The sequence below is a fragment of the Acinetobacter schindleri CIP 107287 genome, assembly GCF_000368625.1.
Taxonomy (GTDB): Bacteria; Pseudomonadota; Gammaproteobacteria; order Pseudomonadales; family Moraxellaceae; genus Acinetobacter; species Acinetobacter schindleri.
The window spans coordinates 260187-281189 of sequence record NZ_KB849575.1 but is presented as its reverse complement, the minus strand read 5'-3'; the positions used below and the strand labels follow the sequence as shown (position 1 = coordinate 281189).

Here is a 21003-nt window from a genome sequence, read left to right as displayed (position 1 = left end):
GATGTGGTTGACGCGTATTAGTGTGAAGTTTCCTGTATTTACCATCATGATGATGTTCTGTCTGATGGTACTGGGCCTCGCTTCCTGGCAACGTATGGGTGTGGAAGAGTTTCCAGATGTGGATTTTCCCTTTGTGGTGGTCTATACCAACTATCCAGGTGCTTCTCCTGAAACGGTTGAATCTGAGATCACCAAAAAACTGGAAGACCAGATCAATACCATTTCTGGCCTTAAGCAAGTGATTTCACAATCCAGTGAAGGCCTGTCGATGATTACGGCAGAATTTAATCTGGATGTACCATCAACCACTGCTGCACAGGATGTGCGAGATAAAATTGCGTCTGTTACTGCTGATTTTCGTGATGAAATTCAGGAACCCGTGGTTGAGCGTTATGACCCATCTGCCAATGCAGTCATGTCGATTGTATTTGAATCCGACAAAATGGATCTCAAATCATTAAGTTCTTATCTTGATCAACGTATTGTACCGCAGCTACGTACTGTTCCCGGTGTGGGTACAGTCAACCTGCTCGGTGATGCCCAGCGTCAGATCCGTATTCAGGTTGAACCACAAAAATTACAAGCTTTTAGGATTGGTGTAGACAGTGTCATTAACACACTGAAATCTGAAAATGTTGAAGTTCCTGGTGGTACGCTGAAATCTGGTAATTCAGAGCTGGTGATTGAAATCAATTCCAAAGTGCTGCATCCACAAGCCTTTGGGGATCTGGTCATTGCCAATAAAAATGGTGCGCCTATTTTCCTGAAACAGGTTGCCAAGATTGAGGATAGTCAGGCCGAACTGGAAACAGGTGCTTTCCTGGATGGCAAGGCAGCAGTGGCTATTGATATTCTGCGTAGTTCTGACTCTAATGTTATTGAAGTTGTCGATGAAACTTATAAAACTTTAGAAAGCATTAAAGCCCAGCTCCCGCAAGGTACGACCTTGCAAGTGGTGGTTGATTCCTCCAAAAGCATTCGTGGAACGATTGGCGATGTGGCACGAACCATCATTGAAGGGGCTGTGCTTGCAGTACTGATCGTATTGCTATTTTTAGGTTCTTTCCGTTCTACTGTCATTACTGGCCTTACTTTACCGATTGCCCTGCTTGGTACCTTAACCTTTATCTGGGCCTTTGGTTTCACCATCAATATGATGACGCTGCTGGCACTTTCGCTCAGTATTGGTCTGTTGATTGATGATGCCATTGTGGTCCGGGAAAATATTGTACGTCACAGTGATATGGGCAAAGACCATGTCACTGCCGCTCTGGATGGCACCAAAGAAATTGGTCTGGCTGTTCTCGCCACAACTCTGACCATTGTTGCAGTATTTTTACCCGTTGCTTTTATGGGCGGTATTATTGGTCGTTTCTTCTTCCAATTTGGCGTCGCGGTGAGTACCGCTGTGCTGATTTCCATGTTTGTCAGCTTTACCCTGGATCCAATGCTGTCTGCGCATTGGGCAGAGCGTAAAAAGGACCCAAATAAAAAACCCAACGCGGTAAAACGCTTTTTTACCTGGATTTCCAATAAGCTCGATGGCTTAAGCGATGTCTACGAGAAATTACTCAAACTGGCACTGCGTTTTAGATTAATCACGATTCTGATTGCGGTTGCTTCTCTATTCGGTGCTCTCGGACTTTCCAAATTGATTGGTACCGAATTTGTACCTGTGCCAGACAAAGGTGAAATCCGGATTAAATTCGAAACTCCGGTTGATTCATCTCTGGAGTATTCTCAAGCCAAACTCCAGCAGGTTGATCAGATCATCCGTAAACATCCGGATGTACGTGCGACTTATGGCGTCATTAATGGGGTTACCGACCGGGGCAAAAACCATGTCAGTCTACGCGTCACCGTGACGCCACGGACTGAACGTGAAAAAACTCTGAACGACCTTAACAATGAATTCCGTGAGCGCTTGCAGTCTGTAGGTGGGATTACCATTACTTCAGTCGCCTCCGCAGACGAAACTGTTTCTGGTGGGCAAAAGCCCATCATGATCTCTATTAAAGGGCCAGATCTGGATGAATTACAAAAAATTTCTGACCGCTTTATGGCAGAGATTAGCAAAGTAGAGGGTGTGGTTGACCTTGAAAGTTCATTGAAAGAACCCAAGCCTACTCTAAGTGTACAGGTCAATCGTGTACTGGCAAGTGATCTTGGTCTTTCAGTCAATCAGATTGCCAATGTCATACGTCCGTTAATTGCTGGTGATGATGTCACCTCTTGGCAAGATGAAAAAGGTGAAACCTATGACGTGAATCTACGTCTGACTGAAGATAAACGTACTCTACCAAGTGACTTACAAAATATGTATCTCACATCAAATAAGACTGATGCGAATGGTCAACCAATCATGGTTCCCCTCTCAAGTGTGACAAAATTTGAGGAAAAACTTGGAGCATCCCAGATTAACCGTCGTGATCTGGCGCGTGAAGTCTTGGTAGAAGCCAATACTGCTGGTCGTCCTGCAGGTGATATCGGTACGGACATTAGCAAGGTACAGGCTGATTTTGACTTACCACCCGGCTATAGTTTTGATACCCAAGGTTCGAATGCGGATATGGCTGAATCTGCAGGTTATGCCCTGACTGCGATTACCTTATCGATTGTATTTATTTATATTGTATTAGGTTCACAGTTCAACAGCTTTATTCACCCAGCTGCAATTATGGCTTCATTGCCCTTGTCCTTGATTGGTGTATTCCTAGCCCTGTTCCTGTTTAACTCGACCATGAACCTGTTCTCGATCATCGGGATCATTATGTTAATGGGTCTAGTGACCAAAAATGCTATCCTGCTGATTGACTTCATCAAGAAAGCCATGGACCGTGGTGAAGATCGCTATGAAGCCATTATCGCTTCCGGTAAAACCCGTTTACGTCCAATCCTGATGACAACGAGTGCTATGGTCATGGGTATGGTTCCTTTGGCACTTGGACTCGGTGAAGGTGGTGAACAGAGTGCACCTATGGCACATGCGGTGATTGGTGGGGTGATCACCTCTACCCTACTGACCTTAGTCGTTGTTCCAGTCATCTTTACTTATTTAGAGGACTTTAAAAATTTTATGCTGCGCCATACACGTAAAATCATGTCATAATTTATTGCATAACAGTGGGGTGACATTCTGAAATGTTCACCTCATTTTTTATTGTATAATCTCTGCTTTAACGCTTAATTTTTTAGGACAGTTTCCATGCGCGCGAGTCGCTTTTTATTTGCAACGTTGAGAGAAACCCCGAACGATGCTGAAGTTATTTCACATCAGCTAATGCTTCGTGCCGGTATGATTCGTAAGTTGGCTTCAGGTTTATATACCTGGCTGCCGATGGGCGTTCGCGTATTAAATAAAGTTGAAGCGATCGTTCGCGAAGAAATGGATCGTGCTGGTTCATTACAGGTGTTGATGCCGGTAACTCAGCCTGCTTCACTTTGGGAAGAATCTGGCCGTTATGTTCAATATGGTCCTGAACTGCTTCGTTTCAAAGACCGTCATACCAATGATTTCGTACTTGGTCCTACACACGAAGAAGTCATTACTGATCTTGCGCGCAATGAGTTAAAAAGCTATAAGCAATTGCCTGCCAATTTCTATCAAGTACAGACTAAATTCCGGGACGAAATTCGTCCACGTTTTGGTGTAATGCGTTCACGTGAATTCATCATGAAAGATGCATATTCTTTTCACGCAGACCAGGAATCACTGCAAGAAACTTACGACAAGATGTATGATGCGTACTGCAAAATCTTTACCCGTTTAGGTTTAAATTTCCGTCCAGTACAGGCGGATACTGGTTCAATTGGTGGTTCAGGTTCTCACGAATTCCACGTCCTGGCTTCAAGCGGCGAAGATGACATCGCATTCTCGACTGAATCGGATTATGCAGCCAACATCGAAATGGCTGAAGCAGTTCTGGTTGGTGAACGCGCTGCACCCGCTCAAGAATTAAAAGTTGTTGACACGCCAAATCAAAAAACCATTGCTGATGTATCTCACTTCCTGGGTACTGATCCTGCACATTCAGTGAAAGCTCTCCTCGTTCAAGGCGTTGCAAAAGAAGCGGATCAGCCTGCTCCAGTTGTTGCTTTGTTCCTTCGTGGCGACCACGAACTGAATGAAATTAAAGCTGAAAAGCATCCACAAATTGCTGCTCCTTTAGCGTTTGCAACTGAAGCTCAACTTGCTGAACTTGGCTTAACGGCAGGTTTTGTAGGTCCACAAGGTCTGGTAGAAAAAGGGATTACGGTCATTGCTGACCGTGCTGCTTCTGTACTGTCTGACTTCGTTTCGGGTGCAAACGAAGCTGACAAGCATGCGACTGGTGTAAACTGGGACCGTGACGCACAATTTACTGAGGTTTATGACCTGCGTAATGTAGTTGAAGGTGATCCATCTCCAGATGGTAAAGGCACGCTTCAAATCAAGCGTGGTATCGAAGTCGGTCATATCTTCCAGTTAGGCAAAAAATACTCAGAAGCGTTAGGCTGTAAAGTCCTTGGTGAAGATGGTAAGCCATTTACTGTAACGATGGGTTGTTACGGTATCGGTGTGACTCGTGTGGTTGCGTCTGCAATTGAGCAAAACTATGATGAGAAAGGCATCATCTGGCCAGCTGCAATTGCACCATTTGAAGTTGCCATTGTGCCGATGAATGCGCACAAATCACCGCGTACTTTAGAAGCTGCTGAAGCGCTTTATGCAGAGCTTCAAGCTGCAGGTTATGACGTACTGCTGGATGATCGTAATGAACGTCCAGGGGTAAAATTCTCTGACCTTGAGCTAACTGGTATTCCACACCGTATCGTGATTGGTGAAAAAGGTCTGGATGCAGGCACTTTTGAATATAAAGGTCGCCGTGATGCTGAATCAGTCAACCTTTCTAAAGAAGAGTTATTAGCAAAAATTGCAAAATAATTTTTTTCTGAATATAAAAAAATCCCACGAAATGCGGGATTTTTTTATATTGTATTAGCAGAATTTGTGACCACCGAAACAGTTGGGTGTAACTGACTGGTTACTTAAAATCTGATTTTTTAGAGTTAGAGTTGCTGGTGAACCATTGGTATAATTAGTATAAGGACCAACGTTAATATTCATCTTACGTTCAATAGGTACTTTTGCCAGTGAGCCTAGAGCCTCAAGTAAGTTTACATCAACATTATGATAAGATTGCATTAATTCGGTTGTAAGTGCTTCAGCAACTTGTGGCAATACGGCAGATACATCTACTTGTTCTAAAGTCTGTAAATGCCCCAGTTGAATTGGATCTTTAAAAGACATCCACCACCCTGATTGAGCAGTATCCGCATCATCTGCACCCAACCAATGTACTGGATTTTTTTGTAGAGATAAATACCCACCACTACCACTTAAAGGAATATTATGAATCATATTGAGTGCCTGAACAAAAGTAATATCCAAATTCAGGTTCTCAAGTGTTGATCCTTTACTCATTTTGAAAAAGGAGTGATCCCCTACCTCTAATGAACCAAGTTTAATCAGGGCTGGAAACTCTACATATAACTGATCTTTACTAAAGTCTGGAGTTCCTACCACTTCACCTGGTAAAGATTTCCCAGATTCTGCTGCAGCAAGCGGAATAGATTTCAAAGTAGAACGAATACCATATACAGTTGCAGAATTGATACGCCTACCTGTTACTATTGTTTCTGGCATCACAAAGTCTGCACGCATCGAAGGGACAGTAATACCAGTATGACCTTCAGCACCGGGCTTACTGGTATAAGTTCGGTCTTGCCCCAATGCAGTCAAGTTACCTTGTATGATTTGATCTGAACTAGCGCCAAAGGTTGCCTTTTTAGTAAAAGAGTGACCAGTAGTTTGTGCCATCTTCATATACCCACTGAAACTTTTGATACCATCTGTTGGATTTTGCGTATTTTCAGTTCCTAAAGTTAATAAGCCTAGTATCTTTTCTGCTCCTAAGCGAAATCCTACAACTTCACGCGTTGCAGCACTATCTCCTTTAATTGCAAACTCCAGAAATGGATTGGTGATCTCAGCACTAGTAGCAGCACGATCTCCCTCAAACAACGGGCTTCCTGTCTGATCTGTCTTAGAAGTATAACCACTGAGAGCAATATTCGAAATATCAATATCACAACCCTGTGCACCATTATCACCACCACATCCAAGCTGCAAACTCTTAATGTTAGCATTGAGTTCCATGATCGCTTCAATACTCAGTTTAAAGAAATTCAGGCCTTGTGAAGCATCGTAATTTTTTTCCATATTTAACAAAGCTTGTCCTTCTACAGCTGACAATTCTTGATCATTCAAAGAAGTCATACCTAAAGCAGGATTAGCACTCGCTAAAATTGAGACAAAAAGAGTGCTTAAAATCATTTTTTTCATAATTATATTCCTGTATTTATACCTAGCGCGGTGTGATTCCCATAGTGCTGCGCAAGGTGCCACCTGTAATGGCAATATTGGCCATATTTTGCATTTTATTATTAGTCAACATAGCAAAATTAGTTCGAAATGGCTGATTGATATCCTTGCTTTTGTTCAAATGAACCTGATTATCTAAAGTCACAGTATCAGCACTGAGCTTAACTTTAGCTTTAAGTGCTAAATGCCCTTCCATACGATTAAAATTGATTGCTGAAATCTTCAAATTATCTTCTGGGCCATCTATATTACTCAAACTAAAATAACTGCCCAAGTTATTACTATCAGCTTTTTCTTCGACGCTTAAAGGTCTAAATTTGAAGTTAGCATCAAATGAGAGAAAATTGCTATTTGGAGAGGAAGGAGTTGGATCCACACCTGGAATGATCATTAACTCCCCATTGCCATCCAGTTTAAAGGCAATATTAGTGAGGACATCATCACGCTTGGAAAAGTTATCAAAAGGCACCAACTGACCACAGTTATTTCCTGTACCCACCTGACAGTTATATTTAGAACCTGGTAATTGACCAATTGCCAGCTCAGCATTTGCTGCTATTAGCAATTTATCGGCTCGTATATAAATACCTTCGTCCTCATAACCTATCACGCCTTCAGACTGAATGAGCGCATCTATATTTCTAAAGCCAGCATAATAGTTAACCGCCTCACCATGTACACCATCTTGACCATCAATCAGAATCATTGAAGTAGTACTTGGTAACTTAGTTTTAGTGTCTATGCCATAACCTTCAGTGGAAGCTGTGATGTTGTAAGCGATACCATATTTATCTTCAGGTCCATATTGTGTTCCAGACAAAGCAACATTGGCATTTAAATTATAAATTGGAATACCAATCCCCCAAGTTCCCCCGCTACCGCCAAGTTCAGCAAGTGAATTATCTGATATGAATCGTGCTTTAGCCGCTATGGATTGGAAATCCATATCCCGTATGGCAATTAAGGCAAAATTCGAGTTATTTTGGCCATCTGAAAGTATTTGCTGGACAATATTATTGTCTTTGCCCAGAGTTTGCTTGATTTTATTATTAATTTGGAAATCTAAGTTATTCGCCTGAATGGTATTAATATAGATATTACCAAAGTCAATATAAGCATTCTTTTTATGTGCGCTACCATTTGCATCATGGGTTGTTAATGGTCTTAAATTGGAAAACTCTACTGCGTAACTGTCTTTACCTGTATGGCCGATTTCAAGTGTGGTTGGTTTTAACTGATCTGGACGATTCGTATCACTCTCACTACTAAATTCTGCGGACATGCCAAGACGCAAGCCACCTGTACCTATAGCATCATAACTATTATTAGCGGTGGTATTACCACCATTTAAACGTCCTGCTGTCCCAAAATCGGTGATGCCTTCTTGATTTGCACCTACAGATAACCTTGCATTAGTGAGTGCACCTGATGCTCCCATGCGCATAATATTTTTTGTTTGACCATTAGCCTGATAACGCAAGTCAAGATTCAGTCCAGGATTCGTCGCCTTATTACGTTCAGGAGATACATCAGTCGTATCTGCAACACGGCCTAAATCAATATAATGATCCTGTAAGCCGTTATTAGTAGCTAAGACAATACCGTCATGTTCAGACAGATACATGTAACCCGAACCAGCAAAATTAAAATTCAGATCATTTAAAATCAGGCTGTTATTACCAAGTTTATGACTAATATTGGCATTTTGAAGTTGAAAATCCATATAGGCTGTATCATTAATATTAAACAGCCCTGCCGATGTCTTCAACACAAGTCCAATTGGTGTTTTAGTGCTTATTCCCAACTGTCCTAAGCTTTGAGTCAATGCCGTTGAGCACGTACTCCCAACACATTGCTTTTTGACCAGATTTAAGTCTGCGATTATGTTAAAAGGTGCTAGGCTAGCATCAATATGTAATCCAGTACCTCGATCCGTACCTCCTAGATCAATTGCCAACTGGCTTATTATTGGTTTGTCATCTACACCATTAATTTTAACATTATGTAGCCCCAAGCCCATCTTCTGGTTAGCAGCAGGATTCGGATCATACCAATTCAACTGGTTAATAGTAGCATGTGATATTTCATGTGTAATAATAATACCATCTTGACCAGTTACACCACTTAAATCACGCTCTTCAATTTGTTCAAGTGCATACGCCTGATGAGCTAAACAGATACTTAATGTGAGCAATTTTAATTTTATTATTTTTTTCATGCTTGATTCCTGTGCTTATTTCTACCTGTACTTAACAGCGTCCACTTCCATTACCAGTGCAGTTGTAGCTAAAAATCTTCAGGTTTCCCGACATATGTAAATTGCCATGCATGTTAAGACCCATGAATCCTTTTTCAGCACCTAAGTCAAAATCAGGAACATTTTGCTCTACCTCGGCAGGGTTTCCATCTGCTTTATAAGTTCGATCCATATAAGTTGTATAAGTTCCAGTATTGGCATAACCTTCTTTACCACTGGTACCTGTTTCAATGGCTAGGGTTTCAAAACCAAGATTACGTATTTTCAAAGGTTTATCGTCATAAAATGTAACCTTCATAGCAGATTGAGCATTATTTTGATGATTAATAATTGTAGTACCGTCTATAGAAAATTTATCAATCTGAATTGTTCCTTGAATACCTTTGAATACGAGCCATTTTTTATTTCCTTGAGCATCAACATGGTTATTTGGAGAAATAGCGAGACGACAGAATTTTTTATCATCACCGCATGCAGTGGGGTTCAATTTATAAAAAACTTCAAGTGGATTATTTCTATTGTATATATCTTCCTTAGACATATCTGTTGCATAGACATGGTTTAAAGAAAGCGTCCAACTCAAATCTGCTCCTCCCTGACCCGTAGTTTCATTTAACTGTGCAGTGGACATACTTACCAGATTGGCATGACTAGAGAGTGCTATACCAAGGCTTAAGGTGAGAAAAAGTCTATTTAACATTGCCATACTCCCTTATAACCCAGTAGTTCTAATTTTCAGGTGTTGAATCAGAACACCATCAATTGCGACAGAACCTAAATTTTTTATTGATCCATCAACGCCTTTAAAAACTACACCTGTCGCATCAGCTCCATCTTTAGCTCTTAACATGTTATTCGACAAGCGTTCTGTCGTTCCAATAGCGATACTACTGTGAGTCGCATTACGTCCTTGATAACTTGTTCTCTTGATATCAATAGCTGTACCGCATGAGTTGACATTACAAGTAGAACCCTTTAGATCACTTGTTCCCAGTCCATCACCATAGTTTTGATAAATCTGGTTATAAATCGAAGCAACTTTAGGAATTCGAGTTACTTCTAGAATAATGTTATTACCTTCCGAACCCACAATAAATGGTTGGTACATATTTCCGAGTACCAAGTTGATATTCGGGCTATATAAATATAATCCTTCGGTATTATGAAAAATAGGTGCCAGTGAACCACGTTTCATTGCCGGGGTTGCCACTTCACTATCCAAATCATCTAAAGTTGCCGTGCCTATACGAATCCCTTTACGATCTAGATCTGTCTGTCTGATACTTAAATCAGCAGGATTATCGTTGGTATTTAAACGGAGTAGGCTTGCCATACCGAATGTCTGGTTATAGTTCTTGTTATCAGACTCTAAAGTCTGGAACATAAGCACTTGCGAACCATTTAAACTTAAACCATTAGCAATAAATTGGGTACGCAAGCGATACTCTTTGTCCAGACCAGAAATGGGAGCACCAGTAATTGGATTTACTTCACGACTAGAATTTAACTCACGAGAGAAAATATCTGACCAAAATCCAAGTTTAATATTAAAAGATGTATTTTCTATATTCGCCGGATCTTCTAACGCTGTTTTGGCCAAGGGAGCTTCTAATGCCAAGTATCCCAAATTCTCTGCTTTATCTTTAAATTGTCTGACATTTTCTGTACCCGCACGAAATAGCCATGGATTACTTGCTGTTCCCCAATTAAATCCTTGATTACTATAACGAGTACTTAAAGAACCATCGCTTTTAGATAATGCCAGACCGTATATAAAAACATCTGCCTTGGTCTTTAAGGATTTGACCGGGGAATTTGCTGCCGCCTGTAATGCGCTGGCTTCAGCAGCCGCAATAATTAATGCCAAGATTTGTTGCGTTGCTGCGTCTGCAGCATCTTCAGCGAGCTGAGTGGCATTATATTTTGCACGTAACTCTGCAGCAAGACGCTCTCGAGTAATTTCATTAGAAATCAGACTATTAACTGTTACAGTAATTTGATCGGATCTGACGAAGTTAGTTAGACTTTTATAAAATGTCGAATTGGTAAGATCACTATTAGCAGTCAATGCACCTGGACCATAAAGTAAATTAATCATTTCATAAGTATTACCAAGGGCATACTCTTTGGCTTTTTTTTCATAACCTAAAATACCTGTAGGATCAAGACTTACGGATGATAGAGAATGTTTTGTGGTGCCATCTGTTGCTAATCCTGGGCCATCTTTATAAATACCATCCCATCCCCATGTTCCATTCCTATAATCTGCAAGACGTTGTGTGTAATATTGTTGAATAATAGGAGTCTTGAACAATGCTTCACGCGTATCTAACAAAAAGGTTTCTCTTTTTGCTTCAGCATCAGTCTCGATATTAGCGCTATAACTAGTTAATAATGTAGAATATTGTGAGTTATAAGTGGTGTCATAAGTATTTTTATACAGCATACTATAATTTTGATCTGCTTTCCCCTGTAATACACTTTTATTGTATGTATCCGCATACACACGATCATAGGCACGTTGTCCTAACTGGGTATAGTTTTCCCCTGTAGGAATAATGCGAATGAAACCTGTATCTGCTTGACCAGGATTATCAATGTCACGGGTATAACTAGAGCCTGCCGATACATCATTCGGTGCCTGAAATACCATTTTGAAATCATTTAGAGTAAGTGCAATCCCTTCCCCTGTCGTATCTGCTAAAGATTCATCCGATAACTGCTGCAAAGCATAGGTAGAAGGCATGCATAACAAACTCACCATGCTTGCTAAACACGATTTTTTAAAGATGGAATGTTTACCGTTCAAAATCATCTTCACTGTCCTTTTATTATCAGATGCTCCGCATCTTTATCTTTCAGCTTCCCAGCTGCAATTTCTATTTTTGAATGATGCATCGTGCATCTTTTAATTAGATTTCTGCATCCATTATGCTTATTTTCCATTCAGATGCAAAAAGCAAAGTGCTGAATAGCCAAGTTTCCGATGAATGAAAACTCAAAAAAATAAACGGGACCTTAAGCCCCGTTTATTCAATACTTTAAACTAATTATGCTTTTGGCAAAGTCACACCAGTCTGGCCCTGATACTTACCGCCGCGGTCTTTGTATGAAGTTTCACAAACTTCATCAGATTCAAAGAACAGCATCTGTGCTACCCCTTCACCCGCATAGATACGTGCAGGAAGGTTCGTCGTATTGGAGAACTCAAGGGTGACATGACCTTCCCACTCTGGTTCAAGTGGAGTCACATTCACAATAATACCGCAACGCGCATAGGTAGATTTACCTAGACAAACAGTCAGTACATTACGTGGAATACGGAAATATTCTACAGTACGTGCAAGCGCAAATGAGTTAGGCGGGATGATACATACATCAGATTCGATGTCGATAAAGCTTTTTTCATCGAAGTGTTTCGGATCTACAATTGCAGAATGCACATTGGTAAATACCTTGAATTCACGTGCACAACGAACATCATAACCATAGCTTGATACACCATAAGAAATGAGTTTTTCACCATTCTCATCAAAACGAACCTGGTTCTCTGCATAGGGTTCGATCATGCCATGCTTTTCGCTCATTTCGCGAATCCAGCGATCAGACTTAATTGCCATTGGTACTAATCCAAAAATCTTAAATTCAGTTATTGCGACGTACTTTAACTGAAATTCACCTCAATGAAAATAAGTGTTCTTTCTTGATGCTACTTTGAAATTTTAATAAGATTTTTTGAGTGAAGTTACAGACTCATAATCGCTGAATAACTCAGCGGTACAGAAAAGCTCATCAGTACCAATGATGCGGTCTTTTGCATATTTTTTTGGTTGAGCCAGCGATTATTATTACGACCCAGTAAAGTACCGAAGAATGTCCATAAAACTGCAATTGGAATTAATAGTCCTATAAACATCAGCATATGTACGACATAGTAATAACTGTTCTGCCATGCAATTACGGGGAAAATTGCCGATGCAAACAATAAGGCCTTAGGGTTCAGTAAAGTTGCTAAAAATAACTCTCTGGCACGAATGGTGAATTGACTTAAACTGTCAGCAACTTCTGCTGTACGCCATAATCTGATTGCCAAATAGAGAATATAACAGGCGCTAAATAATTTCAGGATATTCGGTAAAGCTGGCAGATGGGTTGAAATCTTGCCAATCAGGATTCCCCAAAAACTGATCGCAAGCAGATAGCCTAACGCTTCAGCAGGAATAAGATAAAATGATTTCCTAAAACCTGCATGGATCCCGGAAGATGCCAATAAGGTATTGGTTGGGCCTGGAGTCAATAAAATTGTGACTACTAAACCAATAAATAACCAAGAAATCATGGGTTGACCTCGCTGTAATGCTTGCAGCATAGATCAGAATATTTTTACCTGCAAAATCTTATTTGTAAGAAGAATTATAATTTTTTGGAATGATTTAAATTATAATTTAAATTCAAAAACTTATATAAAAATAATGCTAAAATTAAGTGATATACGATAGAGTCATTTTAGTTGACTCCGACTTATTCATGAGAAAATTCTACTGAAAACACTAACTCAAAAATTAAATTTTTATATCTTTAAAATGATTCATCTAATAGGGTGTGTTGACATTTACAGCCGATAAATTGAGCTAAAGAGGCAACCATATAAATATACAAGCTAAAGCAACAGCGCTTTGATAGTTACGTTTTAGCTTATCGTATCTTGTGGCAATTCCTCTAAATTGTTTTAATCTACAAAATGCATTTTCAACTAAATGTCTGATTTTATACATATACCAGTCCATATCATCATTGCTAGATTTGGCATTTGATCTTCGAGGAATGTTTGCTTTCGTATTACTTTCTCTAATTTTCTTTCTGAAACTTTCTGAATCATAGCCTTTATCTGCACATAGCATTTCTGACTCTGTTAAATCTAATTTTGATACAAGATCAGGTGCAACCTTAATATCATGTGAAGTTCCATCTGAAATAATAAATTCAATAGGATTACCATTTGAATCGATTGCTAAATGTATTTTTGAACTATTACCACCAATACTTTTGGAAATACTTTGATTCTTAATACCAGCTGAATGTTGATGCGCTCGTACATGGCTCCCATCGATAAAAATCCACTCTTTATCAGCATGCTGGCTGAATAATTTAAAAATATTCATAAACTTACTATTTTTAGACCATCGATTATATTTCTTAAAAATAGAATTTGATTTACCAAACTCTTGAGGTAAATCACGCCAAGGACAGCCTGTTCTAATTCGAAATAAAATCGCTTCAATAAAATTCCGTAAATTTAATTTGAGATAAATATTAAAGTGACGGAAAATAGCAAGTAACTTGGACCAGTGTTGATCATTTAGCATTGTTCGAGGCATAGCGAGTGTAAAATTGGGTTTGGCGATTTAATTTTACTATCTCGCTATTTTTTTAATCAACAAATGTCAACAGACCCTAATACATTTCTGATTTTTTCATCTTCAAATCTTTCAAAGTCACTCAGCTTATTTCTACTTATTGTCTTAATTTATTTTCTTGCTTTTATTGGGCCTACTTGCTAGGAAATACTTTCATTTTACTGTCAGCTTTAAAATAAAAACCCCAGCCTGGACTGAGGTTTTAATCAATGATCTCTATTAAAAAATACGGGACTGATCTTTTTGAGCCTTTGGCAGTTTGGCTGCAATCTTTTCGGCAATCGCCATATAGCTATCAGCAGCCTCATCTCCAGCAATCACTGACGGCGTTCCGGCATCGGCATTTTCACGGATTACAGCATTTAAAGGCAGACGGCCAAGTAGTGGAATATTGTACTGTTCTGACAATTTATCGCCACCACCAGTACCAAAAATCTGTTCTTCATAGCCGCAATTTGAACAGATATGAGTCGACATATTTTCAATCACACCCATGACTGGAATCTGTACACGGTTAAACAGTTCAATTCCTTTGGTAGCGTCCAGTAATGCCACATTTTGTGGCGTTGTCACAATCACTGCGCCAGTGACTGGGATACGCTGCGCTAGAGTCAACTGGATATCCCCTGTACCTGGCGGCATATCAATCATCAGGACATCCAGATCTGGCCAAAGTGTCTGATTAAACAATTGCATTAATGCACCCGTTGCCTTTGGACCACGCCATGCCACTGGTGTATTGTGATCACCGGTTAAATGACCAATTGACAGCACCGCCAAGCCATAGGCATCTAATGGTACAAAGTTTTCAGCTTCAATCATCGGAGTTTTACCCGCATTACCGAGCATTGTTGGAATACTTGGACCATAAATATCCGCATCCAGTACACCGACTTTTAGACCCAGTTTTTGTAAAGCCAAGGCCAGGTTCACTGTTGTGGTTGATTTACCCACACCACCTTTACCAGAAGACACCAGAATCACATTTTGAATACGTGGATGCTTCGGCACATCACGCTGTTGCGGGGCAGCTTTTTGAATAGGCGCTTCTTCTTGTTGAGGTTGATAATTTTCATTCGCCTGCTTTACAGCATCAGTACTTGCAGATGCATCCACCACGGGTGGTAAACTCGATTTTGGTGCTACTGGAGTTTTTGGCTGGCTAGAGCAGCTTTCACCTTCAGCATGATGATGCCCGCACCCGCCCTCTTTTTTATGCCCCGTTTTTTGCTGGATCACATGCATATTGAGTTCTTTGATGCCACATTTTTCCAATGCGTCAGCCAGTTCATCATGAATCTGCTGTAGCTGCTCTTTTTCTTCAGGATAGGTATTAATCGTGATCTGTAAGATCTCACCTTGTACATTGACCTGAGTAATCCGATCTTTCAAGGCATTGTTAGAATTTGGCAAGATATAATTTTGCAGTACATTCTGCACAGCTTCTTCGTTCACCTCCTTGGAAGGCGAAAAAACCGATTTAAGCGAAGAAAGCCACGACATAGGTTACTCCAAAAATGTAGATCGATATCTAAATAGCTTAGTTTAACGGGCTTTTCACTTAAGGTTAAGCATTCTGCCCATTAAGATGAGGGAGATATTTTCAATTTCCAACCATTTTACTTGGTTTTATTAATTTGTGGCGAATAGAAATAATGGAAAGTGAAAGAGAATAAGAAATAAGGTAGTTTTTAGTATGCGAATAATTATTTTTACAATAAGAGTCTGATTAGATTCAGCCACCTCAACCTTGTTATGGTTGAAGTGGCAGTGCGATCAAAGCTTATTTATGATTTTTATTGTGTTCGGACTTATCTTGCTGGTCCTTGGTGTTTTTGCCTTGATCCTGTTTAGACTGGTCTGCATCAGATTCTGAATCCTTATCTTTGGCAGCCTCTTTTTTATCAGACGTATTCTCCTTAGAGGTGTCATCTTTAGCGTCTTGATCTTTAGATGAATTCTCTTTCATTTTAGTCATCGTATCGGTGGCCATCTGTTTCAGCTCAGCCAGTTTGACAGAAGCTTCATTCACCAATTCAGTAATCTTCTGTTTGGTATCATCAAACTTATGTAAGGCTTCATCTTTAAGATGAGTCATACGATCCTGCTGATCTTGACCATTGCCATGTTGCTGGTCTGATTTTCCATCTTTATGCGCAGCCTGTTTGGAATCATCTGTATCATCATTCTGCTTGGCTTCAGACTTGCCATTTTTTAGCTCATTCAGAATCTTTTCGCCTTTCTGTAATAGCTCTTCACCAATAGCAATCGCCTTGGCCTTTAAGTCATCCATCTTGGTCGTTTCATTTTTTTTATCTGACTGCTCACTATCTGAGTGATTAGCGCTCTGCTTTTCAGATTTATCATCCGACCCGTTCTTCTGAGCCTCTAGTACTTCCTGATGTTCCTGTTTGTGCTGCTTGTCGATCTCGTTTTGCTTCTGCTCTTTCTCAATTTGATCATGCATTTCACGTGCATGTTGCTGTTTATCTTGGTTCTGCTTAGAAGTACTAGTCTGGTTATTCTGAGTCATGAGTACCCTCCTTAGGTAAGTCATATAAGTTATCAGACAATTATTTAGCATAAAGCAGAGAATGAATCGGATGAATTAAGCAAACTGCAACAAAGCCTGTACATGTTGTTGCTGATCATTGCATCAGATAGCACAAACCTTACGATCTTAAATTTTTATCACCACCAACTGGACGAGATTGTGTTCTGTATTTTAAAGATTCTATTTATTTTATTTCTTGCACCATCGATTAGTATTTTACTGTCATCATGACATTGCATTTCCTTTAGCTTACCTATTCAAATGCTGTTATAGCCTGATTTTTCAAGCTAAAGGATGCTTATGATCGATCTACATTAAACGTTTATAGAATGAATAAAACTAAAGGTATCAAACGACCTTAGTTTAAGCACGCACGGTACTCATAAAACTTACTACCGAGAACAACCAGATGAACAGGATAAAACTGCGCGCTTGAGTGAAATGTGACACATCTGTACCATGCAAAATGTTGTGGCGTGTTGAAGTGACGTTCGAACTAGAATCCATTTTATAAGCAGCCAGTTCTGCAAAGTATGGATTCAGTTCTGCAGCGATTTTAGATTTATGCCATAGACTCTTAATTTCATTGCCCTTTAAACCGGGAACGATTTTATAGACATCGACAAACTTGGTGCCGTTTTGCTTTAAAAAACCTTGTTGGATTAAGACGTCGGTGAGTAAACCTTCAAGCTGTGCATAGAGCAAAGGTACACAACCTGCATAACAGCCCAATTTATACATTTTAAAGGCTTCAACAATCACAGGACGGCGTAAGGCTTTATGGGCTTCATCTATTTGCATCGCATCAAAAGCAGTCAGTACGTCTTTTTGGAAGTCTTCACTATTGATGACATCGAGTAGGTTAAAGGCTTTAACATCTTCATAGGCATGAATCTGTTGCCAAAAATGCATCAGGTTTAAGGCATCATTGGCCACTTTTGAACCGACAGGTTGATCGAGCTGATCTGCCCACACATTAAAATACTCATCCTGCTGTGCGAGTTCACGTAAGATATTGATTAAAAATGTATGTTCGCCTTGTGAGATCTGATCTAAATAGCTTTGAGCATCTTCAAGGATACGTTTGCCTAAAGTCTGTTGTTTGATATTCGATTTAATCCGTCTGACTGGTTGATCATCTTCAAAATCATTGTAATCGTCATACATGGTCAAGCACTCAAGCAAATGGCGGATAGGCTATTATCCCTGATAATCCTGCCATAAAGTAGCATTTCATCGATGTGCAACTTTGTTATTGAAAAAGAATTCACCAAAAGCCTTATGCAAGTCATGTCTATCTCATGTAAAATTACCGCCCATTGCATAAAATACGAATGAGAGAGTCAGATCCGTGCGTAATATCTTAGTCACTAACGCCCTTCCATACGCCAATGGTCCGATCCATATGGGTCACCTACTCGGTTATATCCAAGCTGATATTTGGGTACGTGCGATGCGTGCAATGGGTCATAACGTGACTTATGTATGTGCGGATGATGCGCATGGTACGGCGATTATGCTGCGTGCTGAAGCCAATGGCATTACCCCTGAACAGCAAATTGCCAATGTACAAAAAGAACACGAACGTGACTTTGCTGGTTTTAAAGTGGACTTTGACCACTACGATTCAACCAACAGTGCCGAAAACCAGGCTCGCGCATCTGAGATTTATATCAAGAACCGTGAAGCGGGCAATATTGCAGTTCGCCCTGTAACGCAATTGTTTGACCCTGAAAAAGGCATGTTCTTGTCGGATCGTTTCATTAAAGGCACATGCCCAAAATGTAAAGCGGAAGATCAATATGGCGATTCATGCGAAGTGTGTGGCACGACCTATAACGCTACTGAACTGTTAAATCCAAAATCAACGTTAAGCGGTGCGACGCCTGTCGAGAAATCTTCAGATCACTATTTCTTTAAATTGCCGAACTTTGGTGAATACCTGCAAAAATGGACACGTGATCAAGGTCGTTTACCTGTGTCGATTGCCAACAAGTTAGATGAATGGTTTGAAGCAGGTTTGTCGGATTGGGATATTTCTCGTGATGCACCTTACTTCGGTTTTGAAATTCCAGATGCACCAAACAAATATTTCTATGTTTGGGTAGATGCGCCTATCGGCTATATGTCAAGCTTTGAAAACTACATCAAAACTAAACGCCCTGACTTAAGCTTTGAGGATTACTGGAAAAAAGATTCTCAAAATGAGGTGTATCACTTCATTGGTAAAGACATCGTGTATTTCCACGCCTTGTTCTGGCCTGCCATGCTTGAAGGTGCAAACTACCGCACGCCTACAAGCTTATTTGTTAATGGCTTCTTGACTGTAAACGGTCAGAAAATGTCTAAATCTCGTGGCACATTCATTAAAGCTGAAACCTATTTAGAGCATTTAAACCCTGAATATTTACGTTACTACTTCGCATCTAAACTTTCTGACAAAGTTGAAGATTCTGACTTGAATCTTGATGATTTCGTTCAAAAAGTGAATTCAGACTTAGTTGGTAAAGTCGTAAACATCGCAAGTCGTTGTGCGAAATTTATTAACACCAAGTTTGATAATAAACTTTCTGCGACTTGTGCAGAGCCTGAATTGGTGCAAAGCTTTATTGATGCAGGTGATTCAATCGCTGCCGCTTATGAAGCACGTGAATTCTCGACTGCGATTCGTGAAATTATGGCGTTAGCTGACAAAGCCAACCAATATATTGATGAGAAAAAGCCTTGGGCTTTAGCGAAAATTGAAGGCGAAGAACAACAAGTTCATGACGTGTGTTCTGTGGGTATTAACCTGTTCCGTCAATTGGCGGTTTACCTTGCGCCTGTATTGCCAACATTGGCTGAACAAGTTCAAGCGTTCTTACAATTAGACAGCTTTAACTTTGAATCTCGTAAGCAAGTATTAGTAGCGCACGAAATTGCATTGTTCCAACCGTTAATGCAACGTGTTGATCCAAAAGCTGTGGCTGCTATGGTGGATGCATCTAAAGATTCTTTAGCTGCACCTGCCGAAGCACCAAAAGCTGAAAAGAAAAAAGAGAAAGCCAAAGAGAAGAAAGCTGAGCCTAAAGTCGGTGAAGCGGAAATCATTAATATTGATGATTTTATGAAAGTTGACCTTCGTGTAGCGGAAGTATTAGACGCTGCAACGGTTGAAGGTTCTGATAAGCTGCTTCAATTGACTCTAAATGTCGGCGAAGCTGAGCCACGTAACGTGTTTAGCGGTATCCGTGAGTTCTATCAGCCTGAAGATTTAAAAGGCAAATTGGTGGTGATGGTGGCCAACCTTGCACCACGTAAGATGCGTTTTGGTATTTCTAACGGTATGGTGTTAGCTGCGGGTAATGGCGAAGGTGTTTGGGTGATTTCACCTGAATCTGGTGCGAAGCCGGGTGATAAAGTGTCTTAAGATTTAGATCTTAAATAAGAAGCCTCTACTAATGTAGGGGCTTTTCTATACCATTTATATAATTTATTTCCTTGTTTTAAAAAAATATATCGATAAAATCAAAGCGCTTTTTATTTTTTATAACTATTCGGGGTAAACATGAAAAAATTACTAGTTTCAGTTCTAGCGATGTCAACAATTGCATTTACAGGCTGTTCAGTTCGTATGGCAGATATGACCGTAGCTTCTACAAAGAACTATAACTTGAACTCAAACCAATTTGTGAAAGGTCAACGTGTCACAGGTGAAGATAAGGTTCCGGTAGTTTTATTCCCATTAGGTATTCCTAACTTCAAAACAGCGGTAGATCGTGCAATTGAGAAAGATCGTTGTGCTGTGGCTTTATCTGATGTTGTTATTACTCAACTGAATCAAGCATTTATTGTAGGGCAGATCGGTTACCGTGTTGAAGGTACGCAGGTGATTGATCGTTCACAGCCAGAATGTAAAAAATAATTTTTAGTTGTAAAAAAGCCTCTACGTTGTAGGGGCTTTTTTATGCCTGTAAGTTCCCTCTCCTTTTTTAAAGGAGAGGGTTAGGGAGAGGTCATATTGCATCATTGCCGCATTCTAAATTTATAAAAAATATTTTCTTTGCGTAGGAATTGCTTTACTTTTGAAAGATCAAAAGTAACAAAAATCTTTTGTTCACTTAATGATACGTCCCTGTACCATAAGTGAACGGCGACATCCATGTTGCCTCAAAATACTTTAAATATTAGTCTGTTATAAATTTCAACTATTCAATGTTAAGTTAATGTTAATAGTTGATAACCTTGGACCACATAAGATGCGTTTTGGTATTTCAAACAGTATGGTACTCGCTGCGGATAATGGCGACGGTGTTTGGGTAATTTCACCTGAATCTGGTTCTAAACCGGGTGATAAAGTGTCTTAATGGCC

Annotated in this window: 14 protein-coding genes and 1 pseudogene; 5 read left to right on the top strand and 10 right to left on the bottom strand. The window is 39.9% G+C overall.

Annotation, left to right across the window (positions count from 1 at the left end; genetic code table 11):
- The first annotated feature begins 1 nt into the window (after position 1).
- The gene (locus F955_RS04470; RefSeq protein ID WP_004891778.1) at positions 2 to 3109 is read left to right on the top strand and encodes an efflux RND transporter permease subunit; all 3108 of its coding nucleotides are present in this window, start codon (positions 2 to 4) and stop codon (positions 3107 to 3109) included.
- Between the two features lie 96 nt (positions 3110 to 3205).
- Complete coding sequence (locus F955_RS04465) at positions 3206 to 4924, top strand: proline--tRNA ligase (RefSeq protein WP_004891776.1); 1719 nt, start codon at positions 3206 to 3208, stop codon at positions 4922 to 4924.
- Between the two features lie 54 nt (positions 4925 to 4978).
- Here F955_RS04465 and F955_RS04460 read toward each other — a convergent pair whose 3' ends face one another.
- The 10 genes from F955_RS04460 to F955_RS04415 form a co-directional block, all read right to left on the bottom strand.
- Positions 4979 to 6385, bottom strand: a complete 1407-nt coding sequence (locus F955_RS04460; protein WP_004891774.1) for a hypothetical protein — start codon at positions 6383 to 6385, stop codon at positions 4979 to 4981.
- A 22-nt stretch (positions 6386 to 6407) separates the two neighbouring features.
- Positions 6408 to 8642 (bottom strand): DUF6160 family protein, encoded by a 2235-nt coding sequence (locus tag F955_RS04455; RefSeq protein WP_004891772.1) that lies wholly within the window; start codon positions 8640 to 8642, stop codon positions 6408 to 6410.
- A 31-nt stretch (positions 8643 to 8673) separates the two neighbouring features.
- The gene (locus tag F955_RS04450) at positions 8674 to 9381 is read right to left on the bottom strand and encodes a hypothetical protein (protein WP_004891767.1); all 708 of its coding nucleotides are present in this window, start codon (positions 9379 to 9381) and stop codon (positions 8674 to 8676) included.
- A gap of 12 nt (positions 9382 to 9393) precedes the next feature.
- Positions 9394 to 11496, bottom strand: a complete 2103-nt coding sequence (locus tag F955_RS04445) for a hypothetical protein (protein ID WP_004891764.1) — start codon at positions 11494 to 11496, stop codon at positions 9394 to 9396.
- Between the two features lie 235 nt (positions 11497 to 11731).
- On the bottom strand, positions 11732 to 12301 hold the full coding sequence (gene dcd / locus F955_RS04440; protein ID WP_004814752.1) for a dCTP deaminase: 570 nt from the start codon (positions 12299 to 12301) through the stop codon (positions 11732 to 11734).
- Between the two features lie 125 nt (positions 12302 to 12426).
- Positions 12427 to 13020: a LysE family translocator gene (locus F955_RS04435; RefSeq protein ID WP_004814751.1), complete on the bottom strand. Its 594-nt coding sequence runs from the start codon at positions 13018 to 13020 to the stop codon at positions 12427 to 12429.
- A gap of 292 nt (positions 13021 to 13312) precedes the next feature.
- A complete protein-coding gene (locus tag F955_RS04430; RefSeq protein WP_026056797.1) occupies positions 13313 to 14059 on the bottom strand; it encodes an IS5 family transposase in 747 nt (248 codons plus the stop codon).
- A 258-nt stretch (positions 14060 to 14317) separates the two neighbouring features.
- Entirely contained in the window at positions 14318 to 15601 is a 1284-nt protein-coding gene (apbC, locus tag F955_RS04425) for an iron-sulfur cluster carrier protein ApbC (RefSeq protein ID WP_004891760.1), read from the bottom strand.
- Between the two features lie 280 nt (positions 15602 to 15881).
- On the bottom strand, positions 15882 to 16631 hold the full coding sequence (locus tag F955_RS04420; protein ID WP_004891757.1) for a hypothetical protein: 750 nt from the start codon (positions 16629 to 16631) through the stop codon (positions 15882 to 15884).
- Positions 16632 to 17015: 384 nt separating this feature from the next.
- A complete protein-coding gene (locus F955_RS04415) occupies positions 17016 to 17819 on the bottom strand; it encodes a hypothetical protein (RefSeq protein WP_004891755.1) in 804 nt (267 codons plus the stop codon).
- Between the two features lie 184 nt (positions 17820 to 18003).
- Here F955_RS04415 and metG point away from each other — a divergent pair, with 184 nt between their 5' ends.
- From metG to F955_RS04400, 3 genes and pseudogenes are all read left to right on the top strand, one after another.
- On the top strand, positions 18004 to 20061 hold the full coding sequence (metG, locus tag F955_RS04410; protein WP_004891752.1) for a methionine--tRNA ligase: 2058 nt from the start codon (positions 18004 to 18006) through the stop codon (positions 20059 to 20061).
- Between the two features lie 138 nt (positions 20062 to 20199).
- Positions 20200 to 20556: a hypothetical protein gene (locus F955_RS04405; RefSeq protein ID WP_004814739.1), complete on the top strand. Its 357-nt coding sequence runs from the start codon at positions 20200 to 20202 to the stop codon at positions 20554 to 20556.
- A gap of 295 nt (positions 20557 to 20851) precedes the next feature.
- Positions 20852 to 20998: pseudogene (locus tag F955_RS04400) on the top strand (hypothetical protein); the annotation flags it as partial.
- Positions 20999 to 21003 lie beyond the last annotated feature (5 nt).

Coding starts and splice junctions, on each gene's coding strand:
- F955_RS04435 (WP_004814751.1), bottom strand. CDS start 13,020: ATGATTTCTTGGTTATTTATTGGTTTAGTAGTCACAATTTTATTGACT.
- F955_RS04415 (WP_004891755.1), bottom strand. CDS start 17,819: ATGTATGACGATTACAATGATTTTGAAGATGATCAACCAGTCAGACGG.
- F955_RS04455 (WP_004891772.1), bottom strand. CDS start 8,642: ATGAAAAAAATAATAAAATTAAAATTGCTCACATTAAGTATCTGTTTA.
- F955_RS04430 (WP_026056797.1), bottom strand. CDS start 14,059: ATGCCTCGAACAATGCTAAATGATCAACACTGGTCCAAGTTACTTGCT.
- dcd (WP_004814752.1), bottom strand. CDS start 12,301: ATGGCAATTAAGTCTGATCGCTGGATTCGCGAAATGAGCGAAAAGCAT.
- F955_RS04405 (WP_004814739.1), top strand. CDS start 20,200: ATGAAAAAATTACTAGTTTCAGTTCTAGCGATGTCAACAATTGCATTT.
- F955_RS04470 (WP_004891778.1), top strand. CDS start 2: ATGTGGTTGACGCGTATTAGTGTGAAGTTTCCTGTATTTACCATCATG.
- F955_RS04445 (WP_004891764.1), bottom strand. CDS start 11,496: ATGATTTTGAACGGTAAACATTCCATCTTTAAAAAATCGTGTTTAGCA.
- F955_RS04460 (WP_004891774.1), bottom strand. CDS start 6,385: ATGAAAAAAATGATTTTAAGCACTCTTTTTGTCTCAATTTTAGCGAGT.
- apbC (WP_004891760.1), bottom strand. CDS start 15,601: ATGTCGTGGCTTTCTTCGCTTAAATCGGTTTTTTCGCCTTCCAAGGAG.
- F955_RS04450 (WP_004891767.1), bottom strand. CDS start 9,381: ATGTTAAATAGACTTTTTCTCACCTTAAGCCTTGGTATAGCACTCTCT.
- F955_RS04420 (WP_004891757.1), bottom strand. CDS start 16,631: ATGACTCAGAATAACCAGACTAGTACTTCTAAGCAGAACCAAGATAAA.
- F955_RS04465 (WP_004891776.1), top strand. CDS start 3,206: ATGCGCGCGAGTCGCTTTTTATTTGCAACGTTGAGAGAAACCCCGAAC.